This window comes from Cellulomonas pakistanensis (genome assembly GCF_016862755.1).
GTDB classification, from domain to species: domain Bacteria; phylum Actinomycetota; class Actinomycetes; order Actinomycetales; family Cellulomonadaceae; genus Cellulomonas; species Cellulomonas pakistanensis.
Genome location: NZ_BONO01000002.1, coordinates 153759 through 171955, shown reverse-complemented (window position 1 = coordinate 171955; position 18197 = coordinate 153759). Strand labels below are relative to the sequence as shown.

At 76.0% G+C, this 18197-nt stretch carries 21 protein-coding genes; 14 read left to right on the top strand and 7 right to left on the bottom strand.

The window, feature by feature from the left end; translation table 11 throughout:
* The first annotated feature begins 130 nt into the window (after positions 1 to 130).
* Positions 131 to 682: a dihydrofolate reductase family protein gene (locus Cpa01nite_RS02225; protein ID WP_203667096.1), complete on the top strand. Its 552-nt coding sequence runs from the start codon at positions 131 to 133 to the stop codon at positions 680 to 682.
* A 4-nt stretch (positions 683 to 686) separates the two neighbouring features.
* Here the strand turns inward: Cpa01nite_RS02225 and Cpa01nite_RS02220 are convergent, their stop codons facing one another.
* The 6 genes from Cpa01nite_RS02220 to Cpa01nite_RS02195 all read right to left on the bottom strand — a co-directional run bounded on the left by Cpa01nite_RS02220 (position 687) and on the right by Cpa01nite_RS02195 (position 3772).
* Positions 687 to 1508, bottom strand: coding sequence for an SDR family oxidoreductase (locus Cpa01nite_RS02220; protein WP_203667095.1), 822 nt, complete (start codon positions 1506 to 1508; stop codon positions 687 to 689).
* Between the two features lie 146 nt (positions 1509 to 1654).
* Entirely contained in the window at positions 1655 to 1945 is a 291-nt protein-coding gene (locus tag Cpa01nite_RS02215) for a DUF4287 domain-containing protein (RefSeq protein ID WP_203667094.1), read from the bottom strand.
* Between the two features lie 130 nt (positions 1946 to 2075).
* Complete coding sequence (locus tag Cpa01nite_RS02210) at positions 2076 to 2330, bottom strand: hypothetical protein (RefSeq protein ID WP_203667093.1); 255 nt, start codon at positions 2328 to 2330, stop codon at positions 2076 to 2078.
* A 73-nt stretch (positions 2331 to 2403) separates the two neighbouring features.
* Positions 2404 to 2904, bottom strand: coding sequence for a hypothetical protein (locus Cpa01nite_RS02205; protein WP_203667092.1), 501 nt, complete (start codon positions 2902 to 2904; stop codon positions 2404 to 2406).
* A gap of 185 nt (positions 2905 to 3089) precedes the next feature.
* Positions 3090 to 3296 (bottom strand): helix-turn-helix domain-containing protein, encoded by a 207-nt coding sequence (locus tag Cpa01nite_RS02200; RefSeq protein ID WP_203667091.1) that lies wholly within the window; start codon positions 3294 to 3296, stop codon positions 3090 to 3092.
* Positions 3296 to 3772: a DUF2975 domain-containing protein gene (locus Cpa01nite_RS02195; RefSeq protein WP_203667090.1), complete on the bottom strand. Its 477-nt coding sequence runs from the start codon at positions 3770 to 3772 to the stop codon at positions 3296 to 3298. The genes Cpa01nite_RS02200 and Cpa01nite_RS02195 overlap by 1 nt, the downstream gene beginning before the upstream one ends.
* A gap of 122 nt (positions 3773 to 3894) precedes the next feature.
* Between Cpa01nite_RS02195 and Cpa01nite_RS02190 the strand changes: the two genes are divergently transcribed.
* The 7 genes from Cpa01nite_RS02190 to Cpa01nite_RS02160 all read left to right on the top strand — a co-directional run bounded on the left by Cpa01nite_RS02190 (position 3895) and on the right by Cpa01nite_RS02160 (position 10856).
* A complete protein-coding gene (locus tag Cpa01nite_RS02190) occupies positions 3895 to 5391 on the top strand; it encodes an outer membrane protein assembly factor BamB family protein (protein ID WP_203667089.1) in 1497 nt (498 codons plus the stop codon).
* A 40-nt stretch (positions 5392 to 5431) separates the two neighbouring features.
* Entirely contained in the window at positions 5432 to 6607 is a 1176-nt protein-coding gene (locus Cpa01nite_RS02185) for an epoxide hydrolase family protein (RefSeq protein WP_203667088.1), read from the top strand.
* Between the two features lie 118 nt (positions 6608 to 6725).
* A complete protein-coding gene (locus Cpa01nite_RS02180; protein ID WP_203667087.1) occupies positions 6726 to 9110 on the top strand; it encodes an ATP-binding cassette domain-containing protein in 2385 nt (794 codons plus the stop codon).
* 143 nt (positions 9111 to 9253) lie between these two features.
* Positions 9254 to 9592 carry a DUF3140 domain-containing protein gene (locus Cpa01nite_RS02175; protein ID WP_203667086.1) on the top strand — a complete coding sequence of 113 codons (339 nt, stop codon included), beginning with the start codon at positions 9254 to 9256 and terminating at the stop codon, positions 9590 to 9592.
* A 94-nt stretch (positions 9593 to 9686) separates the two neighbouring features.
* Complete coding sequence (locus Cpa01nite_RS02170; protein WP_203667085.1) at positions 9687 to 10085, top strand: DMT family transporter; 399 nt, start codon at positions 9687 to 9689, stop codon at positions 10083 to 10085.
* Positions 10085 to 10408, top strand: a complete 324-nt coding sequence (locus Cpa01nite_RS02165) for a DMT family transporter (protein WP_203667084.1) — start codon at positions 10085 to 10087, stop codon at positions 10406 to 10408. Before Cpa01nite_RS02170 ends, Cpa01nite_RS02165 begins: the two co-directional genes overlap by 1 nt.
* 64 nt (positions 10409 to 10472) lie before the next feature.
* On the top strand, positions 10473 to 10856 hold the full coding sequence (locus Cpa01nite_RS02160) for a cupin domain-containing protein (RefSeq protein WP_203667083.1): 384 nt from the start codon (positions 10473 to 10475) through the stop codon (positions 10854 to 10856).
* On the opposite strand, the gene Cpa01nite_RS02155 is transcribed toward Cpa01nite_RS02160, so the two are convergent.
* Positions 10853 to 11782: an aminoglycoside phosphotransferase family protein gene (locus Cpa01nite_RS02155; protein WP_203667082.1), complete on the bottom strand. Its 930-nt coding sequence runs from the start codon at positions 11780 to 11782 to the stop codon at positions 10853 to 10855. The two genes, Cpa01nite_RS02160 and Cpa01nite_RS02155, sit on opposite strands and share 4 nt — an antisense overlap.
* A 301-nt stretch (positions 11783 to 12083) precedes the next feature.
* Between Cpa01nite_RS02155 and Cpa01nite_RS02150 the strand changes: the two genes are divergently transcribed.
* The 6 genes from Cpa01nite_RS02150 to Cpa01nite_RS02125 are packed head-to-tail and all read left to right on the top strand — an operon-like array spanning position 12084 to position 18111.
* Positions 12084 to 12920, top strand: coding sequence for an STAS domain-containing protein (locus Cpa01nite_RS02150; RefSeq protein WP_203667081.1), 837 nt, complete (start codon positions 12084 to 12086; stop codon positions 12918 to 12920).
* Positions 12920 to 13321 carry an STAS domain-containing protein gene (locus tag Cpa01nite_RS02145; protein WP_203667080.1) on the top strand — a complete coding sequence of 134 codons (402 nt, stop codon included), beginning with the start codon at positions 12920 to 12922 and terminating at the stop codon, positions 13319 to 13321. Before Cpa01nite_RS02150 ends, Cpa01nite_RS02145 begins: the two co-directional genes overlap by 1 nt.
* A complete protein-coding gene (locus tag Cpa01nite_RS02140; RefSeq protein ID WP_203667079.1) occupies positions 13318 to 13734 on the top strand; it encodes an ATP-binding protein in 417 nt (138 codons plus the stop codon). Before Cpa01nite_RS02145 ends, Cpa01nite_RS02140 begins: the two co-directional genes overlap by 4 nt.
* Complete coding sequence (locus Cpa01nite_RS02135) at positions 13722 to 14753, top strand: ATP-binding protein (protein WP_203667078.1); 1032 nt, start codon at positions 13722 to 13724, stop codon at positions 14751 to 14753. The genes Cpa01nite_RS02140 and Cpa01nite_RS02135 overlap by 13 nt, the downstream gene beginning before the upstream one ends.
* Positions 14750 to 16483, top strand: coding sequence for an ATP-binding protein (locus Cpa01nite_RS02130; protein WP_203667077.1), 1734 nt, complete (start codon positions 14750 to 14752; stop codon positions 16481 to 16483). The genes Cpa01nite_RS02135 and Cpa01nite_RS02130 overlap by 4 nt, the downstream gene beginning before the upstream one ends.
* Positions 16480 to 18111, top strand: coding sequence for a SpoIIE family protein phosphatase (locus tag Cpa01nite_RS02125; protein WP_203667076.1), 1632 nt, complete (start codon positions 16480 to 16482; stop codon positions 18109 to 18111). Before Cpa01nite_RS02130 ends, Cpa01nite_RS02125 begins: the two co-directional genes overlap by 4 nt.
* Positions 18112 to 18197: the final 86 nt, after the last annotated feature.

Below are 18197 nucleotides of genomic sequence, written 5' to 3'. Positions count from 1 at the left end.
CGCCGCGCCCGCGTCTGTCCTGCTGAGCGGCCTGGCCCGGCCCTGGTCGCCCGTCGGGGTCCGCCGGCCGCCCCGGTCGGCGAGGCCCGGTGCCACACTGGCGCCGGGCGCGTCGGGAGGGGGTGCGGGCATGGGCTCGCTGACGGTGCAGCAGGCGGTGTCGCTCGACGGGTACGCCGCGGACGCTGCCGGCGACGTCGGGTTCGCCGGGTCGGGCGAGGACTGGGCCGCGATCGACCGGGACACGCTGCCGTGGCTCGAGACGGTGGACCGCGTGCTGCTGGGCGCTGCCACGTACCGGCTGTTCGCGTCCTTCTGGCCGACCGACGAGTCGGAGGGCGAGCTGGTGGGCCCGCGGCTCAACGCCCTGCCCAAGTCGGTGTTCTCCCGGACGCTCGACGCAGCGCCGTGGGGCGACCTGGAGCCGGCGACGGTCGAGCGCGGCGACGCCGTCGCGCGGGTCCGCGAGCTGCGGCGCGACCAGGACCTCGTGCTGTGGGGGTCGCTGACCCTGATGGCGGACCTGCTGGCCGCGGGCGTGGTCGACGTCGTCGAGCTGCGCGTCATGCCGGTGGTGCTCGGCGCCGGCCGCCCGCTGTTCGCCCGGCCGTGGACGGGCCGGCTCATGGGCTCGCGCGCCTACGGCGACATCGTGGTGAACCGGTACGCCCCGGCGTGGTGAGCCGTCAGGGGCGGCGCCAGTCGTCCTGCTGCAGGTGCGACCCGGCCATCGGTCCCATGGTGAGCATGCCGCCGTCCACGGACCAGGACGCGCCGGTCGTGTAGCCGCCGTCGGGGGAGCACAGCAGCTCGACGACCGCCGCGACCTCGCGGGCGTCGCCGGGCCGGCGCAGCGGCACCCCGGGGCGCTCGTGGCCGCGCGTCACCGTCTCGTCCTCCTGGCCGGTCATCGGCGTGCCGATCTCGCCCGGGGCGACGGCGTTGACGGTGATCCCGTGCTCGGCGAGCTCGAGCGCCGCCACCTTGACCAGCAGGCCCAGACCGCCCTTCGCCGCGCAGTACGGCGCCGCCCCGACCCGCGGGGCGTGCTCGTGCACGCTGGTGATCGCCACGATGCTGCCGCCGGCGCCCGCCTCGACCAGGTGCCGGGCCGCGGACTGCAGGCAGAGGAACGCCCCGTCCAGGTCGACCGACAGCACGTGCCGCCACGTCGCGTAGTCCAGGTCGAGCAGCGGGGTCGCGGTGCCGGTGCCGGCCGCGAGCACGGCCGCGTCGAGCCCGCCCATCGCGCCGACGAGCTCGTCGACCACCCGGGGCGCGGTCGTCGGGTCGGAGAGGTCGAGGCGCGCGACGTGCGGCTCCGCGCCGCGCTCGCGCACCTCCGCGGCGGTGCGCTGCGCGCCGTCCTCGTCCTCGTGCCAGGTGATCGCGACGTGGCCGCCCTCGCGGGCGAGCCGCACGGCGCACGCCTTGCCGATGCCGGAGTCGGCGCCGGTCACGAGGACGCGGCGGGGGTCGGGTCGTGCGGTGGGGTCCTGCGCGGGCACGGCGCCTCCCAGCGGACGGGGCGCCGTCGGGCGCCGGGTCGTCACGCGGCCGCTGCTCCGCCGCCGCGGGTCCACCGTGACCCGCGACGCGGGCGGGCGCCACCGGAGCGGGCGCCGGCCGGGGCGGCCCGCGGCTGGGGTGGGCGTCAGGCCGGCTTCGTGGCCTTGCCGTCGAGCCAGAGGGTGTCGGACTCGTCCCGGTGCGATCCCGTCGAGCCGACGTGCTCGGTGCCGATCCGCGGGCCGTTCTTGATGACGTGCACGAGCGCCATCGCGTGCCCGCGGCCGAGGCCGTAGTCCTCGGCCAGCCAGGCCACGATCGTGCCCGCCTTCACGTCCGGGGCGTCGAAGCCCTTCGCGCGCGCCTCGTCGACCAGCGTGCGCGGCGTCCTGCCGGTCTTGTCCTCGATCGCGTCGAGGTAGGCCTGGAACGACATCGGTGGGTCCTCCCGGTCTCGCGGCGGTGCGCCGCGGCCGAGTGTGCCAGGCCGGGCCGGGCGCGCGGAAGGCCCGGCCGGATGGGGCGGAAGGCCCGGGCGCCCGGCCGGGTCCGGCAGCCGCCGTGGATCAGCCCTCGTCGCCCGCCAGGTCCTCCGGCGACAGCGACGTGCCGTCCGGGGTGCGGAACGGGGTGTCGTCGGCCGGCTCGCCCGCGCCGGGCCCGTCGGCGTCGCTCGTGCCCTCGGGGCGGGGGTGGGTGCCGGGCTCCTCGCCCTCGATCCCGAAGCCGGGGGCGGTGTCGGGGGCGCCGGCGCCCGGGTCGGCGGCGGCGACCTCCTGGTCGTGGTCGGGGTGCGGCAGGAACGGCTCAGCCATGCTCATGAAGCCAGCAGAACCCGGCGCGCGCGGGACCGCCACTCGGGAGCCGGGCGGACCCGGCCGCCCGGCGCCGCGGTCACGGCGCCGCGGGTGCGGCCGGGGCGCGGCTGCTCGCCCGGGCGCCGAGCGCGCGGGCCCGGCGCCACACGATCTCGGCCTGCAGGCCGACCATGAGCGCGATCATCAGCAGCACCTCGCCGGTGCCGCCGTCGTCGCTGATGTCGTTGAGGTACGCGATCGTGCCGAGCGCGACCTTGGCCAGGATCAGCCCGACGAACAGGGCGATCGTCACCGCGGTGCCCTGCGCCCACACGCGCCCGTCGGCCGGGTCGCGCCACACGTGGGTCAGCCGCCCGCGGACGAGGCCGACGACCGCCGACAGCACGAGGCTGAACCCGAGGAACGACCACCCCCACGGTCCGGTGGGCAGGTTGAAGCCGCCGATCACCAGCCCGACGCCCGCGTAGATCAGCGCGAGCTTGAACCGGGTGCTCCCGACGACCTCGTGCTTCTGCGTCTGCCGGACGATGGCGTAGATGACCAGCGCCAGGATGATCAGGTAGTTCCAGGCGTCCATACCGGTCGACCCCCTCGGCGGCCGCCCGGCGCGCCCGGCGCCCGGACGGAGCCGGTGCCGCGCAGAGCGGTCCGGCCCACCGTGGCACGGCGCGGGGTGCGCCGGGCATCACCCGGCGCGGACGATCGCGTGGCCGCGCGGCGTCCCCGCGCGGCGCCACCCGCCGTCCCCGCGCGGCGCCGCGATCAGTCGTCGACCCACTCCAGCAGGTCGCCCGGCTGGCACTCCAGCACCCGGCACATCGCCTCGAGGGTGCTGAACCGCACCGCCTTGGCCCGGCCGTTCTTCAGCACGGCGACGTTCGCGGGCGTGAGGCCGACCCGCTCGGCGAACTCGCCGACGCTCATCTTGCGGCGGGCCAGCTCGACGTCGAGGCGCACGACGATCGCCATCAGATGACCGCGTCCATGTCGGTGCGCAGCGCCGTCGCCTGGCGGAGCAGCGCGCGCATGACGATCAGGACGAGCCCGACGACCGTGACGACCGCGGTCGCCAGGAACAGCAGCATCGGCAGCCCGGGGTCGTCGGCCTGGAACCCGACCCAGAGGAGCACCGCGATGAGCACCAGCCAGCCGGCGGCGACCGCCCAGACGATCGCGTCGACCCAGCCGAGGGAGGCCTCGGTGAAGATGCGGTCCTTCTGGACCAGGGTGAGCAGCCGCCAGGTGGCGACGATGACGACCTGCACGCACAGCACCCAGAACACCGTGATCGCGGTGGCGGGCCAGCGCAGGGCGGCGTCCTCGGGGTTCTGCTCGGCGAGGTACCGGAACTGCCCGGGCAGCGACAGGGTCTGGAAGACGACCAGGATCCCGAAGAGCACCACGAGGGCGATGCGGAGGAGGGCGGTGGCCCAGCGTTCGATCATGGAATCGAGAGTCGCTTGGTATCTATCGAAAGTCAATAGATCGGCGGCCTGCTCACGGAAGCCGCACATCTCGATCCCGGAACCGGCCCGCGGCCGCGCCTCGCGGCCGTAGGTTGCCGTGCATGGCCGGCCACGAGGCGATGCAGGAGGTCGAGCTCGGCGAGGAGCCGGGCCCCGGGCCGGGCGCTGCCGAGGCGGGCGACCCGGATGCCGAGGGGCGCCGGCGGCGGCGACGCGCGCTGCTGCGGTGGTGGCCCGTCGCAGCCGTCGCGGTCGCGGGAGTCGTCGGGGTCCAGGTCCTGCAGGACGTGCGCGAGCGGGGCCGGGTCGCCGCGGCGCGCGAGGTCGACGGCGTGGTCCGGTACGACGTCGGGCCCGAGCTGCCGACGTCGCCGGTCGACAGCTCCGTCAGGGGGCCGTTCGGGACCGGCACGATCGTCGCCGGGGACCTGCGGGTCGCGGCCGAGGAGGTCGACTTCGGCAAGCCGCGCGCCGTGTCGGCGGTCGACGCGGTCACGGGCGCGGAGGCGTGGCGGACCGCCGTGGAGACGCAGGAGGAGGCCACGGCCCGGCCCACCATGCGCGAGCCGCAGTGCTGGGCGGCGGGCGAGACGGGTGGGACCACCCGGGTCCGCTGCCTCGTGTCGGACCGCCCGGCGACGCTGACCGGCGACGGCGGCTGGACGGAGGACCCGCCGACACGGAGCCGGGTGCTCACGTTCGACGCCGGCACCGGGGCGGTGCTGACCGACCGGGAGGTCGCGGCGCAGACGTCCGTCGCCGCGGACGACGCCGTGCTGGTGCTCGGCGAGGTGGTGGCCGACGGCACGGTCCGCGTCACCGCCGAGGACGTCGCCACCCAGGAGGACCTGTGGACCACGGAGCTGGCCGGTGTGACGCCCGACCCGGTCTTCGACCCGCACGTGACGCTCCTGGACGACCACGTGCTGCTCTGGGCGGGCCAGCGGTCGCACGTGCTCGCCCGGTCGGACGGCGCGGTGCAGGCGGACGGGGTGCAGGTGTGGGTCGGCCGCGGGGGCGGGCTCCTCGTCCAGGACGACGACCCGGGCTCGGTGCGGCTGGCCGGACCGGACGGCACCGGCACGGCGGTCGTCCCGGCGCTGCCGGTGCAGCTCGACGTGGACGACGGCTCCGTGCCCGGGGTGGAGATCCTGTCCGCCGTCGTGGCCGGTGACCGCACCCTCCGCGCGGTGGACGCGGTCAGCGGGACGACCCTCTGGGAGGCCCGCCTGGACGGCCGGGCCGACGGCGCCTGGCTGCTGCTCGACGGCGTCCTCTACGGCGTCGACGCCACCGCGGTGCGGGCGGTCGACGCGTGGGACGGGCGCGAGGTGTGGCGCACGTACCGCGAGCTCGACCAGGACGGCCAGCCGGTGCGCGACACCTCGGGGAGCTGGGCGGCGCCCGCGACGGACGGGCGGGCTCTGCTGCTGGTGGAGCAGGACGAGGAGGGCGGCTCGCTCCTCGCCGCCTGGTCGCTCCGCTCGGGCGCGCTGCTGTGGCGCACGCCGCTGCCGCCGGAGACGAACGGGTGGGCGAGCGCCTGGGGCGGCGCGCTGTACGGGGGCCTCGAGGAGCTCGTGCGGATCGGCGGCTGACCCCTCCCGCCGGCGCGGTCGCCGGTCCTAGGGTGGCGCCATGCCGGACGCCACAGGTCCCCGTCCCGAGCCGTTCGCGCCCCGCACCGACCCCGCGGCGGTCGACGACCTGCGCCGGCGGCTGCGCGCCACCCGCTGGCCGGACGTCCCCGAGGACGCGGGCTGGTCGCAGGGGGTGGACGTCGACTGGCTCCGCGACCTGGTGCGGACGTGGGCGGACGACTTCGACTGGCCCGCGCACGAGGCGGCGCTGAACCGGCTCCCGCGGTACCGGGTGCGGGTCGGCGGGATCGGGGTGCACGTGGTGCACGCGCGTGCGGCGGCGCCCGTCGGGCCGGTGCTGCCCCTGGTGCTGACCCACGGCTGGCCCGACTCGTTCTGGCGGTACTCCGAGGTGGTCGACCTGCTGACCGACCCCGGCGCGCACGGCGGGGACCCGGCGGACGCGTTCGACGTCGTGGTGCCGGACATGCCCGGCTTCGGCTACTCCGACCGGCCTGCGGACGCGCTCGACTCGATCGCCGTCGCCGGGCTGTGGGCGGAGCTGATGACCGCGCTGGGGTACGACCGGTTCGGGGCGGCGGGTGGCGACATCGGCAGCCACGTCACCCGGTACCTCGCGCTCGACCACCCCCACCGCGTGGTCGCCGCGCACCGCACCGACGCCGGCCTGCCGGGACCGTGGGTCGACCCCGGCGCGCTGACTCCCGAGGAGCGGGACTGGCTGCGCGAGGTCGCCGGCTGGGTCGCGACCGAGGGGGCGTACGCGGTGCTGCACCGGACCAAGCCGCAGACCCAGGCGGTCGGCCTCACGGACTCGCCCGCCGGGCTGGCGGCGTGGGTGGGGGAGAAGCTCAGGTCCTGGAGCGACGGCGGTGGCCACCCCGAGGGCGCGCTGACCCGGGAGCAGATCCTCACGAACCTGTCGATCTACTGGTTCACCGGGACCATCGGGTCGTCGATGCGGATGTACCGGGCGAACGCCGCGATCCCGCCCGAGCAGCTGGCCCGGCGCGTCGAGGTGCCCTCCGGGTTCGCGCTGTTCCCGGGCGACATCGTGCGGCCGCCGCGGGCCTGGCTCGACCGGACCGCGCACACGGTGCGCGTCACCGAGCCGGCGCGCGGCGGGCACTTCGCGCCGATCGAGCAGCCCGAGGCGTACGCGCGGGAGCTGCGGGAGTTCTTCCGGCCGTACCGCGCGGCGCTCGCGGGCTGACGCGCGCCCGCTGCCGGCGCGCGGCGGGGTCGCCCGGGACCGCCGGGGTGCTTGCGCCGGGTCGGGCCGCGCCGCCAGGCTGGGTCGCCACCATCGCGACATCCCGGACGGAGACCCCATGACCGCCACGCGGACGGAGGCGGCGACGACGCCGCACGTCGCCGACAGCCACGACCTGATCCGCGTGCGGGGCGCGCGGGAGAACAACCTCAAGGACGTCGACGTCGAGATCCCCAAGCGCCGGCTGACCGCGTTCACGGGGGTGTCGGGCTCGGGCAAGAGCTCCCTGGTGTTCGCGACCATCGCCGCCGAGTCGCAGCGGATGATCAACGAGACGTACAGCGCGTTCGTGCAGGGCTTCATGCCGACGCTGGCGCGCCCGGACGTGGACGTCCTCGACGGCCTGACCACCGCGATCATCGTCGACCAGGAGCGGATGGGCGCGAACCCCCGGTCCACGGTCGGCACCGTGACGGACGCGAACGCGATGCTGCGGATCGTGTTCAGCCGGCTGGGGCAGCCGCACATCGGGTCGCCGCAGGCGTTCTCGTTCAACGTGGCGTCGGTGAGCGGCGCGGGCGCGGTCACGTTCGAGAAGGGCGGCGTCGAGACGAAGGAGCGCCGGGAGTTCAGCGTCACCGGCGGCATGTGCCCGCGGTGCGAGGGGCGCGGCACGGTCCAGGACTTCGACCTGACCCAGCTGTACGACGCGGACAAGTCGCTCGGCGAGGGCGCGCTGACGATCCCCGGCTACACGATGGACGGCTGGTACGGGCGGATCTACGGCGGCTCCGGGTACTTCGACATGGACAAGCCGCTGCGCGACTTCACCGAGCGCGAGCTCGCGGACCTGCTGTACAAGGAGCCGACCAAGATCAAGGTCGAGGGCATCAACGTCACCTACGAGGGCCTGATCCCGAAGATCCGGAAGTCGATGCTCGCGAAGGACGTCGACGCGATGCAGCCGCACATCCGGGCGTTCGTCGAGCGCGCCGTCACGTTCACCACGTGCCCCGACTGCGACGGCACCCGGCTGAACGAGGGCGCGCGGTCCTCGAAGATCCGCGGCCTCAGCATCGCGGACGCCTGCGCCATGCAGATCAGCGACCTCGCGGCGTGGGTCCGGGAGCTCGACGAGCCGTCCGTCGCGCCGCTGCTGGAGTCGCTGGGCGAGACGCTCGACTCGTTCGTCGAGATCGGGCTCGGCTACCTGTCGCTGGACCGTCCGTCGGGGACGCTGTCCGGCGGCGAGGCGCAGCGCACCAAGATGATCCGGCACCTCGGGTCGTCGCTGACCGACGTCACCTACGTGTTCGACGAGCCGACCATCGGCCTGCACCCGCACGACATCCAGCGGATGAACGACCTGCTGCTCCGCCTCCGGGACAAGGGCAACACCGTGCTGGTCGTCGAGCACAAGCCCGAGGCCATCGCCGTCGCGGACCACGTGGTCGACCTCGGGCCCCGCGCCGGGACGGGCGGCGGGGAGATCGTGTTCCAGGGGACGGTCGCCGAGCTCCGGAAGAGCGGCACGCTGACCGGGCGGCACCTGGACGACCGCGCGTCGCTGAAGCCCTCCGTGCGCTCGCGGACCGGCGTGCTGGAGGTGCGCGGGGCGTCCTCGCACAACCTCAAGGACGTCGACGTCGACCTGCCGCTGGGCGTGCTGACCGTCGTGACCGGTGTGGCCGGGTCGGGGAAGTCGTCGCTGATCCACGGGTCGGTGTCGAGGCGGGACGGGGTCGTGGCGATCGACCAGGGCGCGATCCGCGGCTCGCGGCGCAGCAACCCGGCGACGTACACCGGCCTGCTGGAGCCGATCCGCAAGGCGTTCGCGAAGGCCAACGGAGTCAAGCCGGCGCTGTTCTCGGCGAACTCCGCGGGCGCCTGCCCGACCTGCAACGGCGCGGGCGTCGTGTACACCGACCTCGGCATGATGGCGGGCGTCGCGACGACCTGCGAGGAGTGCGAGGGCCGGCGGTTCCAGGCGTCGGTGCTCGAGTACCGGCTGGGGGACCGGAACATCAGCGAGGTGCTCGCGATGTCCGTCACCGAGGCGGAGGCGTTCTTCGGCTCGGGCGACGCCAGGACCCCGGCGGCGCACGCGGTCCTCGACCGGCTGGCGGACGTCGGCCTCGGCTACCTGAGCCTGGGCCAGCCGCTCACCACGCTGTCCGGCGGCGAGCGGCAGCGGCTCAAGCTGGCGACGCACATGGGGGAGAAGGGCGGGGTGCTCGTGCTCGACGAGCCGACCACCGGCCTGCACCTCGCCGACGTCGAGCAGCTGCTCGGTCTGCTGGACCGGCTGGTCGACTCCGGGAAGTCGGTCATCGTGATCGAGCACCACCAGGCCGTGATGGCGCACGCCGACTGGATCGTCGACCTCGGGCCCGGGGCCGGGCACGACGGCGGGCGCGTGGTGTTCGAGGGCACGCCGGCGGACCTCGTGGCGGCGCGGTCGACGCTCACCGGGGAACACCTGGCGGCGTACGTCGGCGCCTGAGGGACCGTGGGGCGGCTGCGGTGCGCCCTCCCGCTGCCGCGCGGGTCGCGGCGGGTGGGACGCGTTCCGGATCGGCGCAGCCTGGTCGCCGTCGGCGACGGTTCGACGCGTGAGCCCGGCGCGCCGGTGCCACGATGGCGCGCATGGACGACGAGGAGCGCACCGAGGTCGAGCGGGACTACGCCGACGCCGTGAACATGACGCCGAAGGAGCTCGAGCACTGGCTCGAGACCGACGAGTCGAAGGGCGTCGGCCAGAAGGACGGCGGCGGGGAGTCGGTCGGGCACCACTCGGGACGGCGGATCCTCGAGATCGCCCGGACGAAGAAGGCCGACCTGTCCGACGACGACTACGCGCACATGCGGAAGGTCGTCGGCTACGTGCACCGGCACCTCGCGCAGAAGCCGTCCGGCGACGTCGAGGACACCGCCTGGCGGTACTCGCTGATGAACTGGGGCCACGACCCGCTGAAGAAGGGCTGACCGCGGGCCCGGTCGCCGCCGGGTCCACCGCGCGTCCGACCGAGCGCCCGGCGGGTGACGGGTGCCGCGGCCCCGCGTCGCCTACGGTGCCCGGGTGGACGACGCACGACCCCCCGCCCCGGCCCGGGCCTGGCTGCTCCTGCTCGGCGCGATCGCGACGGAGGTGACGGGGTCGCTCGCCCTGCGTGCCGCCGTGGACCACCGCGGCTGGTACGCCGTCGTCGTGCCGGCCTACGTCGCCGCGTTCGTGCTGCTGGCGGGCGTGCTGCGCGCGGGCATGGGTCTCGGCGTGGCGTACGGCGTCTGGGGCGCGACCGGGGTCGCGCTCACCGCGGCGCTCGGGGCGACGGTGTTCGGCGAGCCCTTCACGCCGGTGATGGTGGCCGGAATCTCTCTGATCATGGTCGGGGTGCTGCTCGTCGAGCTCGGCGCGCAGCGGGCGCACCGGGGGCGCGTCGCCGACGCGTCCGCGGCGACCGCGGGTGGCCGCTGATGGTGTGGCTGCTGCTGGGCGGGGCGATCGCCTGCGAGGTCGTCGCGACGCTGTCGCTGCGGGTGGCGAGCACCGGCGGGTCGCGGCGCTGGTACCTCCCCGTCGTCCTCGGGTACCTCGCCGCGTTCAGCCTGCTGAGCGGGGCCCTCGCGCTCGGGCTCGGCATCGGGGTGGCGTACGGCATCTGGACCGCGACGGGTGTCGCCGTGACCGCGATCGCGAGCCGGTACCTGTTCGGCGAGCCGCTGACCCGGCTGATGCTGCTCGGGATCGCGCTGATCGTCGCGGGCGTGCTCCTGGTGGAGGTCGGTGCAGGCCACTGAGCGGCGCGCGCGGCCGGGGCGTCCGGGTGGTGCCCTCCCACGGCTGCCCGGGCAGGATGGCGGCATGCGAATCTACGACCTCCCGGTGCGGTCGCTCGACGCGTTCGACAGCCATGGGGTGCTGATGGACTTCCTGCCGCCGGTCGCCGACGCGCGGGCGACGAGCGTGTCGGTGGCCCGCGTGTCGGCGGGCGGCACGCTCGGTCGGCACCCCGCGGTGCGCCGGCAGGCGTTCGCCGTCGTCGCCGGGACGGGCGAGGTCCAGGTGGACGAGGACCCGCGTGTGCCTGTCGGCGCGGGCACGCTCGTGGTCTGGGAGACGGGGGAGACGCACCAGACCTGGGCGACGACGGACCTGCTGGCCGTCGTGGTCGAGACGACCGGGGACCTGGCGCTCGGGGACCAGTTCGTGGAGCGGGATCGCGCCGCCGGCGGCTCCGAGGGCTAGACGCCGGCCAGCAGCTCGTCCAGCACGTGCCGCGCCAGGCGGCGCTGCTCCGGGGGCTCGTTCGTGACGAGGATCAACGCCTTCCACACGGCCCAGCCGCGGCCGCGGGCCCAGGTCGCGTCGTCCACGCCGAGCTCCCGGCGGTAGGTGTCCCGCGCGGCGCCCGACAGCCACGTCCACACCGGCGTCGTGTCGCAGGCGGTGTCGCCGACCGCGGAGCAGCCGAAGTCGACGACCGCGGACAGCCGCCCGTCCTGGACCAGCAGGTTGTTGACCGCCACGTCGCCGTGCAGCCAGGTCGGCGTCCCGGTGAACGGCGCGGCGAGCGCGTCCCGCCACAGGCCCGCGGCCACGTCCCGGTCGCGGCCGTGCACGCGGTGCAGGATGTCGCCGACCTCGTCGTCCCAGTGCTCCAGCGCCCCGCCGCGGAACGCGCTGTGCAGGCCGGGACCCGGCGCGCCACCGGTGTCGCACCCGCGCAGCGCGACGAGGAAGCCCGCCAGGTCGCCGGCGATCCGGACCGGGTCGTCGACCGGGGTGCGGGCGAGCGGCGCGCCCGGCAGCCAGGCGTAGACCGACCACGGCGCAGGGAAGAGCTCCGACGGCGCCCCGACAGCGCGGACCTCCGGGACGGGCAGCGGCAGGTGCGGCGCGAGCCGGGGGAGCCACGCCTGCTCCTTGGCGACCTGCGGGACGTAGCCCGGCGCGCTGGGCAGCCGGACGGCCAGGTCGTCGCCGAGCCGGAACATCCGGTGGTCGTTGCCGCCGTTCGCGACCGGGCGCAGCGGGAGGCCGGCCCAGCGCGGGTGCTGCTCGGCGAGCAGGGCGCGCACCAGGTCGACGTCGATGCGGTCCGCGCGCACGGCGCCGGGGTCGAGGCGCGCGTCGGGGTCGGGGCGGACGTCGTCGGCCGGGTCGGGGAGCACCGCTCGACGCTATCCCGCCCCCGGGTGCTGCCGGGGCCCCTGACCGCGAGCGAGTACCCGACACGTCGAGCGAGCACCCAGGGGGTGCTCGCTCGACGTGTCGGATGCCCTCTCGGCGGACGTGCAGGGGCGGGCGGGGCGAGCGGGCGGGGAGCGCGCAGGGGGGAGCGCGCGGGCGAACGGGTGGGCGGGCGGGACCCGGCGGTCGTCCGGCACGCGTCCACCTGGCCTGCGCTGTAGCATCGCGCCCGCGCCCGCCCTCCGGCGGCCCCGCAGCCGCACCACGAAACGGAGTGCCCCCGTGCCCGGAGCCGACGCCGCCCGCCTCGCCGAGATCCTGGAGAGCCGCCGCGCCGACATCTCCGCCGCCTGGCTCGACGCCGTCGTGACGGAGCTCCGCGGCCGGACCACGCGCTCCGAGGCCGAGCGCGAGCAGGGCGAGATCTTCGAGGCGCTGCTCGCCGGGCTCCGCCAGGGCGGCCTCCGCCTCGCCGAGCCCGCGTTCGACGGCCTGCGCGGCCTGCTCGCCGACCTGTCCGCGACCCGCGCGCGCCTCGGCTTCACGCCCCGCGAGACCGCGGTCGGCGTGTTCGCGCTCAAGGAGGGGCTCTACACGCTCGCCGCCGACGAGCAGGGCTCCGCGTTCGCCGACCTCACGGACCTGGTCCGCCTGGTCGACGACCTGGGCCTGTTCACCTTCGAGTCCTTCGCCGCCGCCCGGGAGGGCATCATCGCCGAGCAGGCCGAGCAGCTCCTCGAGCTGTCCACCCCCGTCGTCAAGCTCTGGGAAGGCGTCGTCGCGGTGCCGCTGGTCGGCACCCTGGACTCGGCCCGCACCCAGGTCGTGATGGAGAAGCTGCTCCAGACGCTCGTCGACACCGGCTCCGAGCACGCGATCATCGACATCACCGGCGTGCCGGCCGTCGACACCCAGGTGGCGCAGCACCTGCTCAAGACCGTCGTCGCGGCGCGGCTGATGGGCGCGGAGTGCACCATCTCCGGCATCCGCCCGCAGATCGCGCAGACGATCGTGGCGCTCGGCATCGAGTTCGGCGACATCAGCACCAAGGCGACGCTCGCCGACGCGCTCGTCGCGGCGCTGCGCGCGAACGGCGCCGCGAAGGCGGTCGCCGGCTGATGGACGCCGTCCCCATCCTCAAGCTCGGGTCGACCCTGCTGGTCTCGATCCAGGTCGACCTCCAGGACCAGACCGCGCTGCAGCTGCAGGAGGACCTGGCCGAGCGCATCACGCAGACCGGCGCGCGCGGCGTCCTGATCGACATCTCCGGGCTGGAGATCGTCGACTCGTTCATCGGCCGGATGCTGTCGTCGATCGCCGGCATCTCCCGGGTGCTCGACGCCACCACGGTGGTCGTCGGCATGCGCCCGGCGGTCGCGATCACCATGGTGGAGCTCGGGCTGTCCCTGGACGGCGTCAAGACCGCGCTCGACGTCGAGAAGGGCCTGCGCATGCTGCAGCCCGCGGACGCGACCTCGCCCGAGGCGCTGCTCCTCGGGCTCGACGCGGACCGCGCGTGACCGCGCTGGAGCCGGACGCGGCGCTGCGGCTCCCCATCGCGACGGACGGCGACGTCGTGCGGGTCCGGCAGGCCGTGCGCACGCTGGCCCAGGGCGCCCGGCTCTCGCTGGTCGACCAGACCAAGCTCGTCACGGCGGCGAGCGAGCTCGCCCGCAACACCCTGATCTACGGGGGCGGCGGCGAGGCGGTGCTGTCCGAGGTGACGAACGGCCGGCGGACCGGCGTCCGGGTGGAGTTCCGCGACGAGGGTCCGGGCATCCCGGACCTGGACCAGGCGATGACCGACGGCTGGACGAGCGGCAGCGGCCTCGGCCTCGGGCTGTCGGGCTCCCGCCGGCTCGTCGAGCAGTTCGAGATCGACACCGCGCCCGGTCAGGGCACGCGCATCACCATCGCCTCGTGGTCGCGGTGAGCGCGGACGGCACCGTCGAGGACGTCGCCTGGCTGACCGCGGACCACGTGAGCGCCGCGGGCGCCGCGCGCCGGGCGGCCACGGGACTCGCGGAGCGCGTCGGCATGCCGGCGGACCGGGTCGGCGAGATCGGGCTCGCCGTGACGGAGCTGACCGGCAACGTCGTCAAGCACGCGGGCGCAGGCGCGGTGCTGCTGCGCCTGCGGCACGCCGCCGCGGGCCCGGTCGTCGAGGTCGTGACCGTGGACTCCGGACCCGGCATCCCCGACGTCGAGGCGGCGGTCGTGGACGGCACGTCGACGGCGGGCACGCTCGGCATCGGGCTGGGCGCGGCCGTCCGGATGGCCTCGAGCTGGGACGTGTGGACCCGCCCGGGCGCCGGCACGGTCCTGACGGCGGCGTTCGCGGCCGAGCACGCCGCCGGCGCGCCCGCGCCCGTGCCCTCGGCCGTCGGGATCACCCGGCCGATGACCGGCCAGGAGGTGTGCGGGGACGCGTACGCGATCCGCGCGGACGACGGCGTGCTCACGCTGCTGCTCGCCGACGGCCTCGGCCACGGCCCGCTGGCTGCGGTGGCCAGCGCGGAGGCCGTGCGGGCGTTCCGGGCGGCGCCGCCGGGCGGGCCGGTCGCGCTGCTCACCGCCGTGCACCGGGCGCTCGCCGGCACGCGCGGCGCGGCCGCCGCGGTCGCGCGCCTCGACGTCGACCAGGTCCGCTACGCCGGCGTCGGGAACATCGCGGGCGTGGTGGACGACGGCGCGACCCGGCGGGCGATGATCAGCCACCCGGGAATCGTCGGCGCGCAGGCGCGCACCATCCGGGAGACGACGTACCCGCTGCCCCGTGGCGCGGTCGTCGTGATGCACAGCGACGGCCTCACCGAGCGGCAGTCGCTCCAGCCGTACCCCGGGCTGCTCGGGACCTCGGCGCTGGTGACGGCGGCCGTGCTGCTGCGCGACTTCGGCGTGCGCCGGGACGACGCGAGCGTCGTGGTCGCCCGCGCGGGGGCGGCGGCGTGAGCCCGCGGGGCCCGGTGCCCGCACCCGCCGACCCGGCGTCGCTGCGCGAGCTCGCGGTCGTCGAGGTCGTCGGCGAGAGCGACGTCGTCGTGCTCCGCCAGGTCGGCCGCGAGGTCGGTGAGCTCCTCGGCCTCGACCGCCAGGACCAGGTCCGGCTGGCGACGGCGCTGTCCGAGGTCGGCCGCGAGGTCGTCGCCGGCGGCCGCGGCCGCGCCGTCCTGCACGTGACCCCGCCGCCGCGCGCGGGCCTGGTCGTGCACGTCTCCGGTGCCCTCCGGGCGGGCCAGCACCACGCCGACCTGACCGGCGTGGCCGCGGCCGAGCGGCTGCTCGACCGGGTCGACGTGCAGGACGGGCCGGACGGCCCGGTGGTCGTGCTGCACAAGGCGGTGCCGGACGGCGCGCTCCTCGGCGGGCGGTTCGACCGCGTGCGCGCGGCGCTCGCCCGGCCCCGGTCGGCGGACGCCCAGACCGAGCTGCGGGTGCAGAACGCCGAGCTGGTCCGGGCGCTCGACGCGCTCGCCGCGCGGGAGGCCGACCTGGTCCGCGCGAACGAGGAGCTCGAGGAGACCAACCGCGGGGTCCTCGCGATGTACACGCAGCTGTCCGACGAGCTCGAGGAGACGAACAGCGGCGTCGTCGCCCTGTACGCCGAGCTCGACGAGCGCGGCCGGCAGCTCGCCGCGGCGAACGACGCCAAGACGCGGTTCCTGCGCAGCGTCAGCCACGAGCTGCGCGCGCCGGTGAACTCCATCCTCGGGCTCGCGTCCCTGCTGCACGACGGCGACCTGGACGAGGACCAGCGCGTGCAGGTCGGCTACCTCGACGCCAGCGCCCGGGCGCTGCTCGGGATGGTGAACGAGCTGCTCGACCTCGCCCGGGCCGAGTCGGGCCGCCAGCACGTGCACCGCGTGCGGGTCGACCTCGCGGCGCTGCTCGCCGAGCTCGCCGGGACCGTGCGGCCCCTGCTGCGGACGGGGGTGGACCTGCGGGTGGACGTGCCGCCGACGCTCGTCCTGCACACGGACGCCGAGCTGCTGGAGCGGGTGCTGCGCAACCTGCTGACCAACGCCGCGAAGTTCACCGAGGCCGGCGCCGTCACGGTGCGCGCGGGCCGGGCGGACGACGGGCACGGCGTGGTGGTGGCGGTGCAGGACACCGGGCTGGGCATCGCCCCGGAGCACCTGGGCGAGGTGTTCGAGGAGTTCTTCCAGGTGCCCAACCGGCTGCAGCCGTCGGTGAAGGGGACCGGCCTGGGCCTGCCGTACGCCCGCCGCGTGGCGGAGGCGCTCGGCGGCTCCCTCGAGGTCGTCAGCGAGGTCGACCGGGGGAGCACCTTCACCCTGACCCTGGAGCGCACGGACGTCCCGACGCTCGGCCGGGTGCTGGTGGTCGACGACGAGGAGGCGAGCCGCGTCGTGCTGCGCGGCCTGCTCGCCGACGCGGCGGCGGAGGTGCTGGAGGCGCGCGACGGCGCGGAGGCGCTGGCGACGCTCGCCGCGGCCGCCGCGCTGCCCGACGTGGTGCTGCTCGACGTGCGCATGCCCGGCCTGGACGGTCCCGCGACGCTCGCCGCGCTCCGGGACGACCCGCGCACGGCCGGGCTGCCGGTCGTGCTGATGTCGAGCGCCGAGGCGCCGGACGTGGACGCGCCGTTCCTGGACAAGGCGGAGCTCGACGCGGACGGCCTGGCGCGGGCGCTCCGCGCGGCGACCGGGGGCGCGCGGTGACCGTGGGGACCGACGCGCCGGCGCGCGTGCTGGTCGTCGACGACACCGAGGCGCACCGGTACGTCATGGCGAGCTGGCTGCGCCGCGCGGGCTACGCCGTCACCGAGGCCGGGACCGGCCGCGACGCCCTGGACCTGGCCGCCGGCCACGACGCCGTGGTCCTCGACGTGAACCTCCCGGACATGTCGGGGTTCGACGTCTGCGAGCGGATCAAGGCCGACGAGGCGACGGCGGTCCCGGTCATGCACGTGTCGGCGACGTCGATCGACGCGCGGTCCCGAACTTCGGGGCTGCAGCGCGGGGCGGACGCGTACCTGGTCGAGCCGCTGGACCGCGACGAGTTCCTCGCGACCGTCTCCGCGCTGTGCCGGTCGCACGCCGCCCGCCGCGGCATCACCGAGCACGCCCGCCGCATGGCGGACCTGGCCGCGGCGGTGGTGCCGCTCGCCTCGGCGGGGTCGCTCGACGACCTGGTCGCGCACGCGGCGCGCGGGGCGGCGACGGTGTTCGGCGCGCCCGTGGTGGTCATCGCGACCGCGCCGGACGGCATGGCGACCCGGGTCGTCTGCCCGGGTGCCGGGCGCGCGGTCGTGCGCGGACGCCTGCTCGCCCCGGCCGCGGAGTCCCCCACGCCGGACCCGTACGACCTGGCCGCGGCGGACACCCCGGGCGTCTGGCGGGAGATGCTCGACCGGGCCGGGGTGGCCGCGGCGGACTGGCACGTCGTGCCGCTCACCGACGCGGCGGGCCGGCCGATCGGCGGGTTCGCCGTCGCGACGCCGGGCGGCGCCCTCGACGCCGAGGACCGCGAGCTCGCCCAGCAGCTGCGGGCCGCGCTCACCGGCGCCCTGGCGACGCTCCGGTCGTTCGCCCAGGAGCACCTGGTGGCGCTGACCCTGCAGCGGTCGATGCTGCCGCACGCGCTGCCCGCCCCCGACGGGCTGCGGGCGGCCGCGCGGTACAGCGCGTCGGACGCGCAGCTGAGCGTCGGCGGCGACTTCTACGACGCCATCGAGCTGCCCGACGGACGGGTCGCCGCGGTGATCGGCGACGTGCAGGGCCACTCGCTGCGCGCGGCGACCGTCATGGCGCAGCTCCGGTTCTCCCTCGCGGCGTACCTCGTCGAGGGCCACCCGCCGGCCCGCGCCTTGGACCTGCTCAACGACCTGCTGATCCGCAGCCACCCGGAGCTGGTGACCGTGTGCGTCGCCGTGCTCGACCTGCGCGACGGCAGCGTCGAGGTCGCGAACGCCGGGCACCTGCCGCCGCTGCTCGTCACGCCGGACGGCGCGCGGTACCTGCGGGCGTCGTCGCCGCTGCTCGGGGTGCCGCGCGCGCCGGGCCGGGTCGCCGAGCGCGTGGTGACCACCGGCCCGTGCACGCTGGTGCTGGTGACCGACGGGCTGCTGGAACGGCGGTCCGGGCACCTGCGGGACGCGCTCGACCGGATGGCCGGCGTCGCGGTCGAGGCGGGGACGCTCGAGCCCGGCGACCTGTGCGACGTGCTGCTGCGGCGGTTCGACCACGCGGACCAGGACGACGACGTCGCGGTGCTCGCGGTGCACCTGACGGGCGACCGGGCCGCGGTCCGACCCGCGAGCGTCGGCGGGGCGAAAAGGGCGCGGTAGGTGTCAGCGGCGGTGGCTACCCTGTCGGAGCCGATCGCGGACGGTCCCCCCCGCCGCTTCGTGGTCGCGGACCTCGTCGCCCGCCG

What these genes read in the sequence shown, in the direction of transcription:
- Cpa01nite_RS02225 (WP_203667096.1), top strand. Translation starts at nt 131, where the DNA reads ATGGGCTCGCTGACGGTGCAGCAGGCGGTGTCGCTCGACGGGTACGCC.
- Cpa01nite_RS02215 (WP_203667094.1), bottom strand. Translation starts at nt 1,945, where the DNA reads ATGTCGTTCCAGGCCTACCTCGACGCGATCGAGGACAAGACCGGCAGG.
- Cpa01nite_RS02210 (WP_203667093.1), bottom strand. Translation starts at nt 2,330, where the DNA reads ATGAGCATGGCTGAGCCGTTCCTGCCGCACCCCGACCACGACCAGGAG.
- Cpa01nite_RS02205 (WP_203667092.1), bottom strand. Translation starts at nt 2,904, where the DNA reads ATGGACGCCTGGAACTACCTGATCATCCTGGCGCTGGTCATCTACGCC.
- Cpa01nite_RS02200 (WP_203667091.1), bottom strand. Translation starts at nt 3,296, where the DNA reads ATGGCGATCGTCGTGCGCCTCGACGTCGAGCTGGCCCGCCGCAAGATG.
- Cpa01nite_RS02195 (WP_203667090.1), bottom strand. Translation starts at nt 3,772, where the DNA reads ATGATCGAACGCTGGGCCACCGCCCTCCTCCGCATCGCCCTCGTGGTG.
- Cpa01nite_RS02190 (WP_203667089.1), top strand. Translation starts at nt 3,895, where the DNA reads ATGGCCGGCCACGAGGCGATGCAGGAGGTCGAGCTCGGCGAGGAGCCG.
- Cpa01nite_RS02185 (WP_203667088.1), top strand. Translation starts at nt 5,432, where the DNA reads ATGCCGGACGCCACAGGTCCCCGTCCCGAGCCGTTCGCGCCCCGCACC.
- Cpa01nite_RS02180 (WP_203667087.1), top strand. Translation starts at nt 6,726, where the DNA reads ATGACCGCCACGCGGACGGAGGCGGCGACGACGCCGCACGTCGCCGAC.
- Cpa01nite_RS02175 (WP_203667086.1), top strand. Translation starts at nt 9,254, where the DNA reads ATGGACGACGAGGAGCGCACCGAGGTCGAGCGGGACTACGCCGACGCC.
- Cpa01nite_RS02165 (WP_203667084.1), top strand. Translation starts at nt 10,085, where the DNA reads ATGGTGTGGCTGCTGCTGGGCGGGGCGATCGCCTGCGAGGTCGTCGCG.
- Cpa01nite_RS02160 (WP_203667083.1), top strand. Translation starts at nt 10,473, where the DNA reads ATGCGAATCTACGACCTCCCGGTGCGGTCGCTCGACGCGTTCGACAGC.
- Cpa01nite_RS02145 (WP_203667080.1), top strand. Translation starts at nt 12,920, where the DNA reads ATGGACGCCGTCCCCATCCTCAAGCTCGGGTCGACCCTGCTGGTCTCG.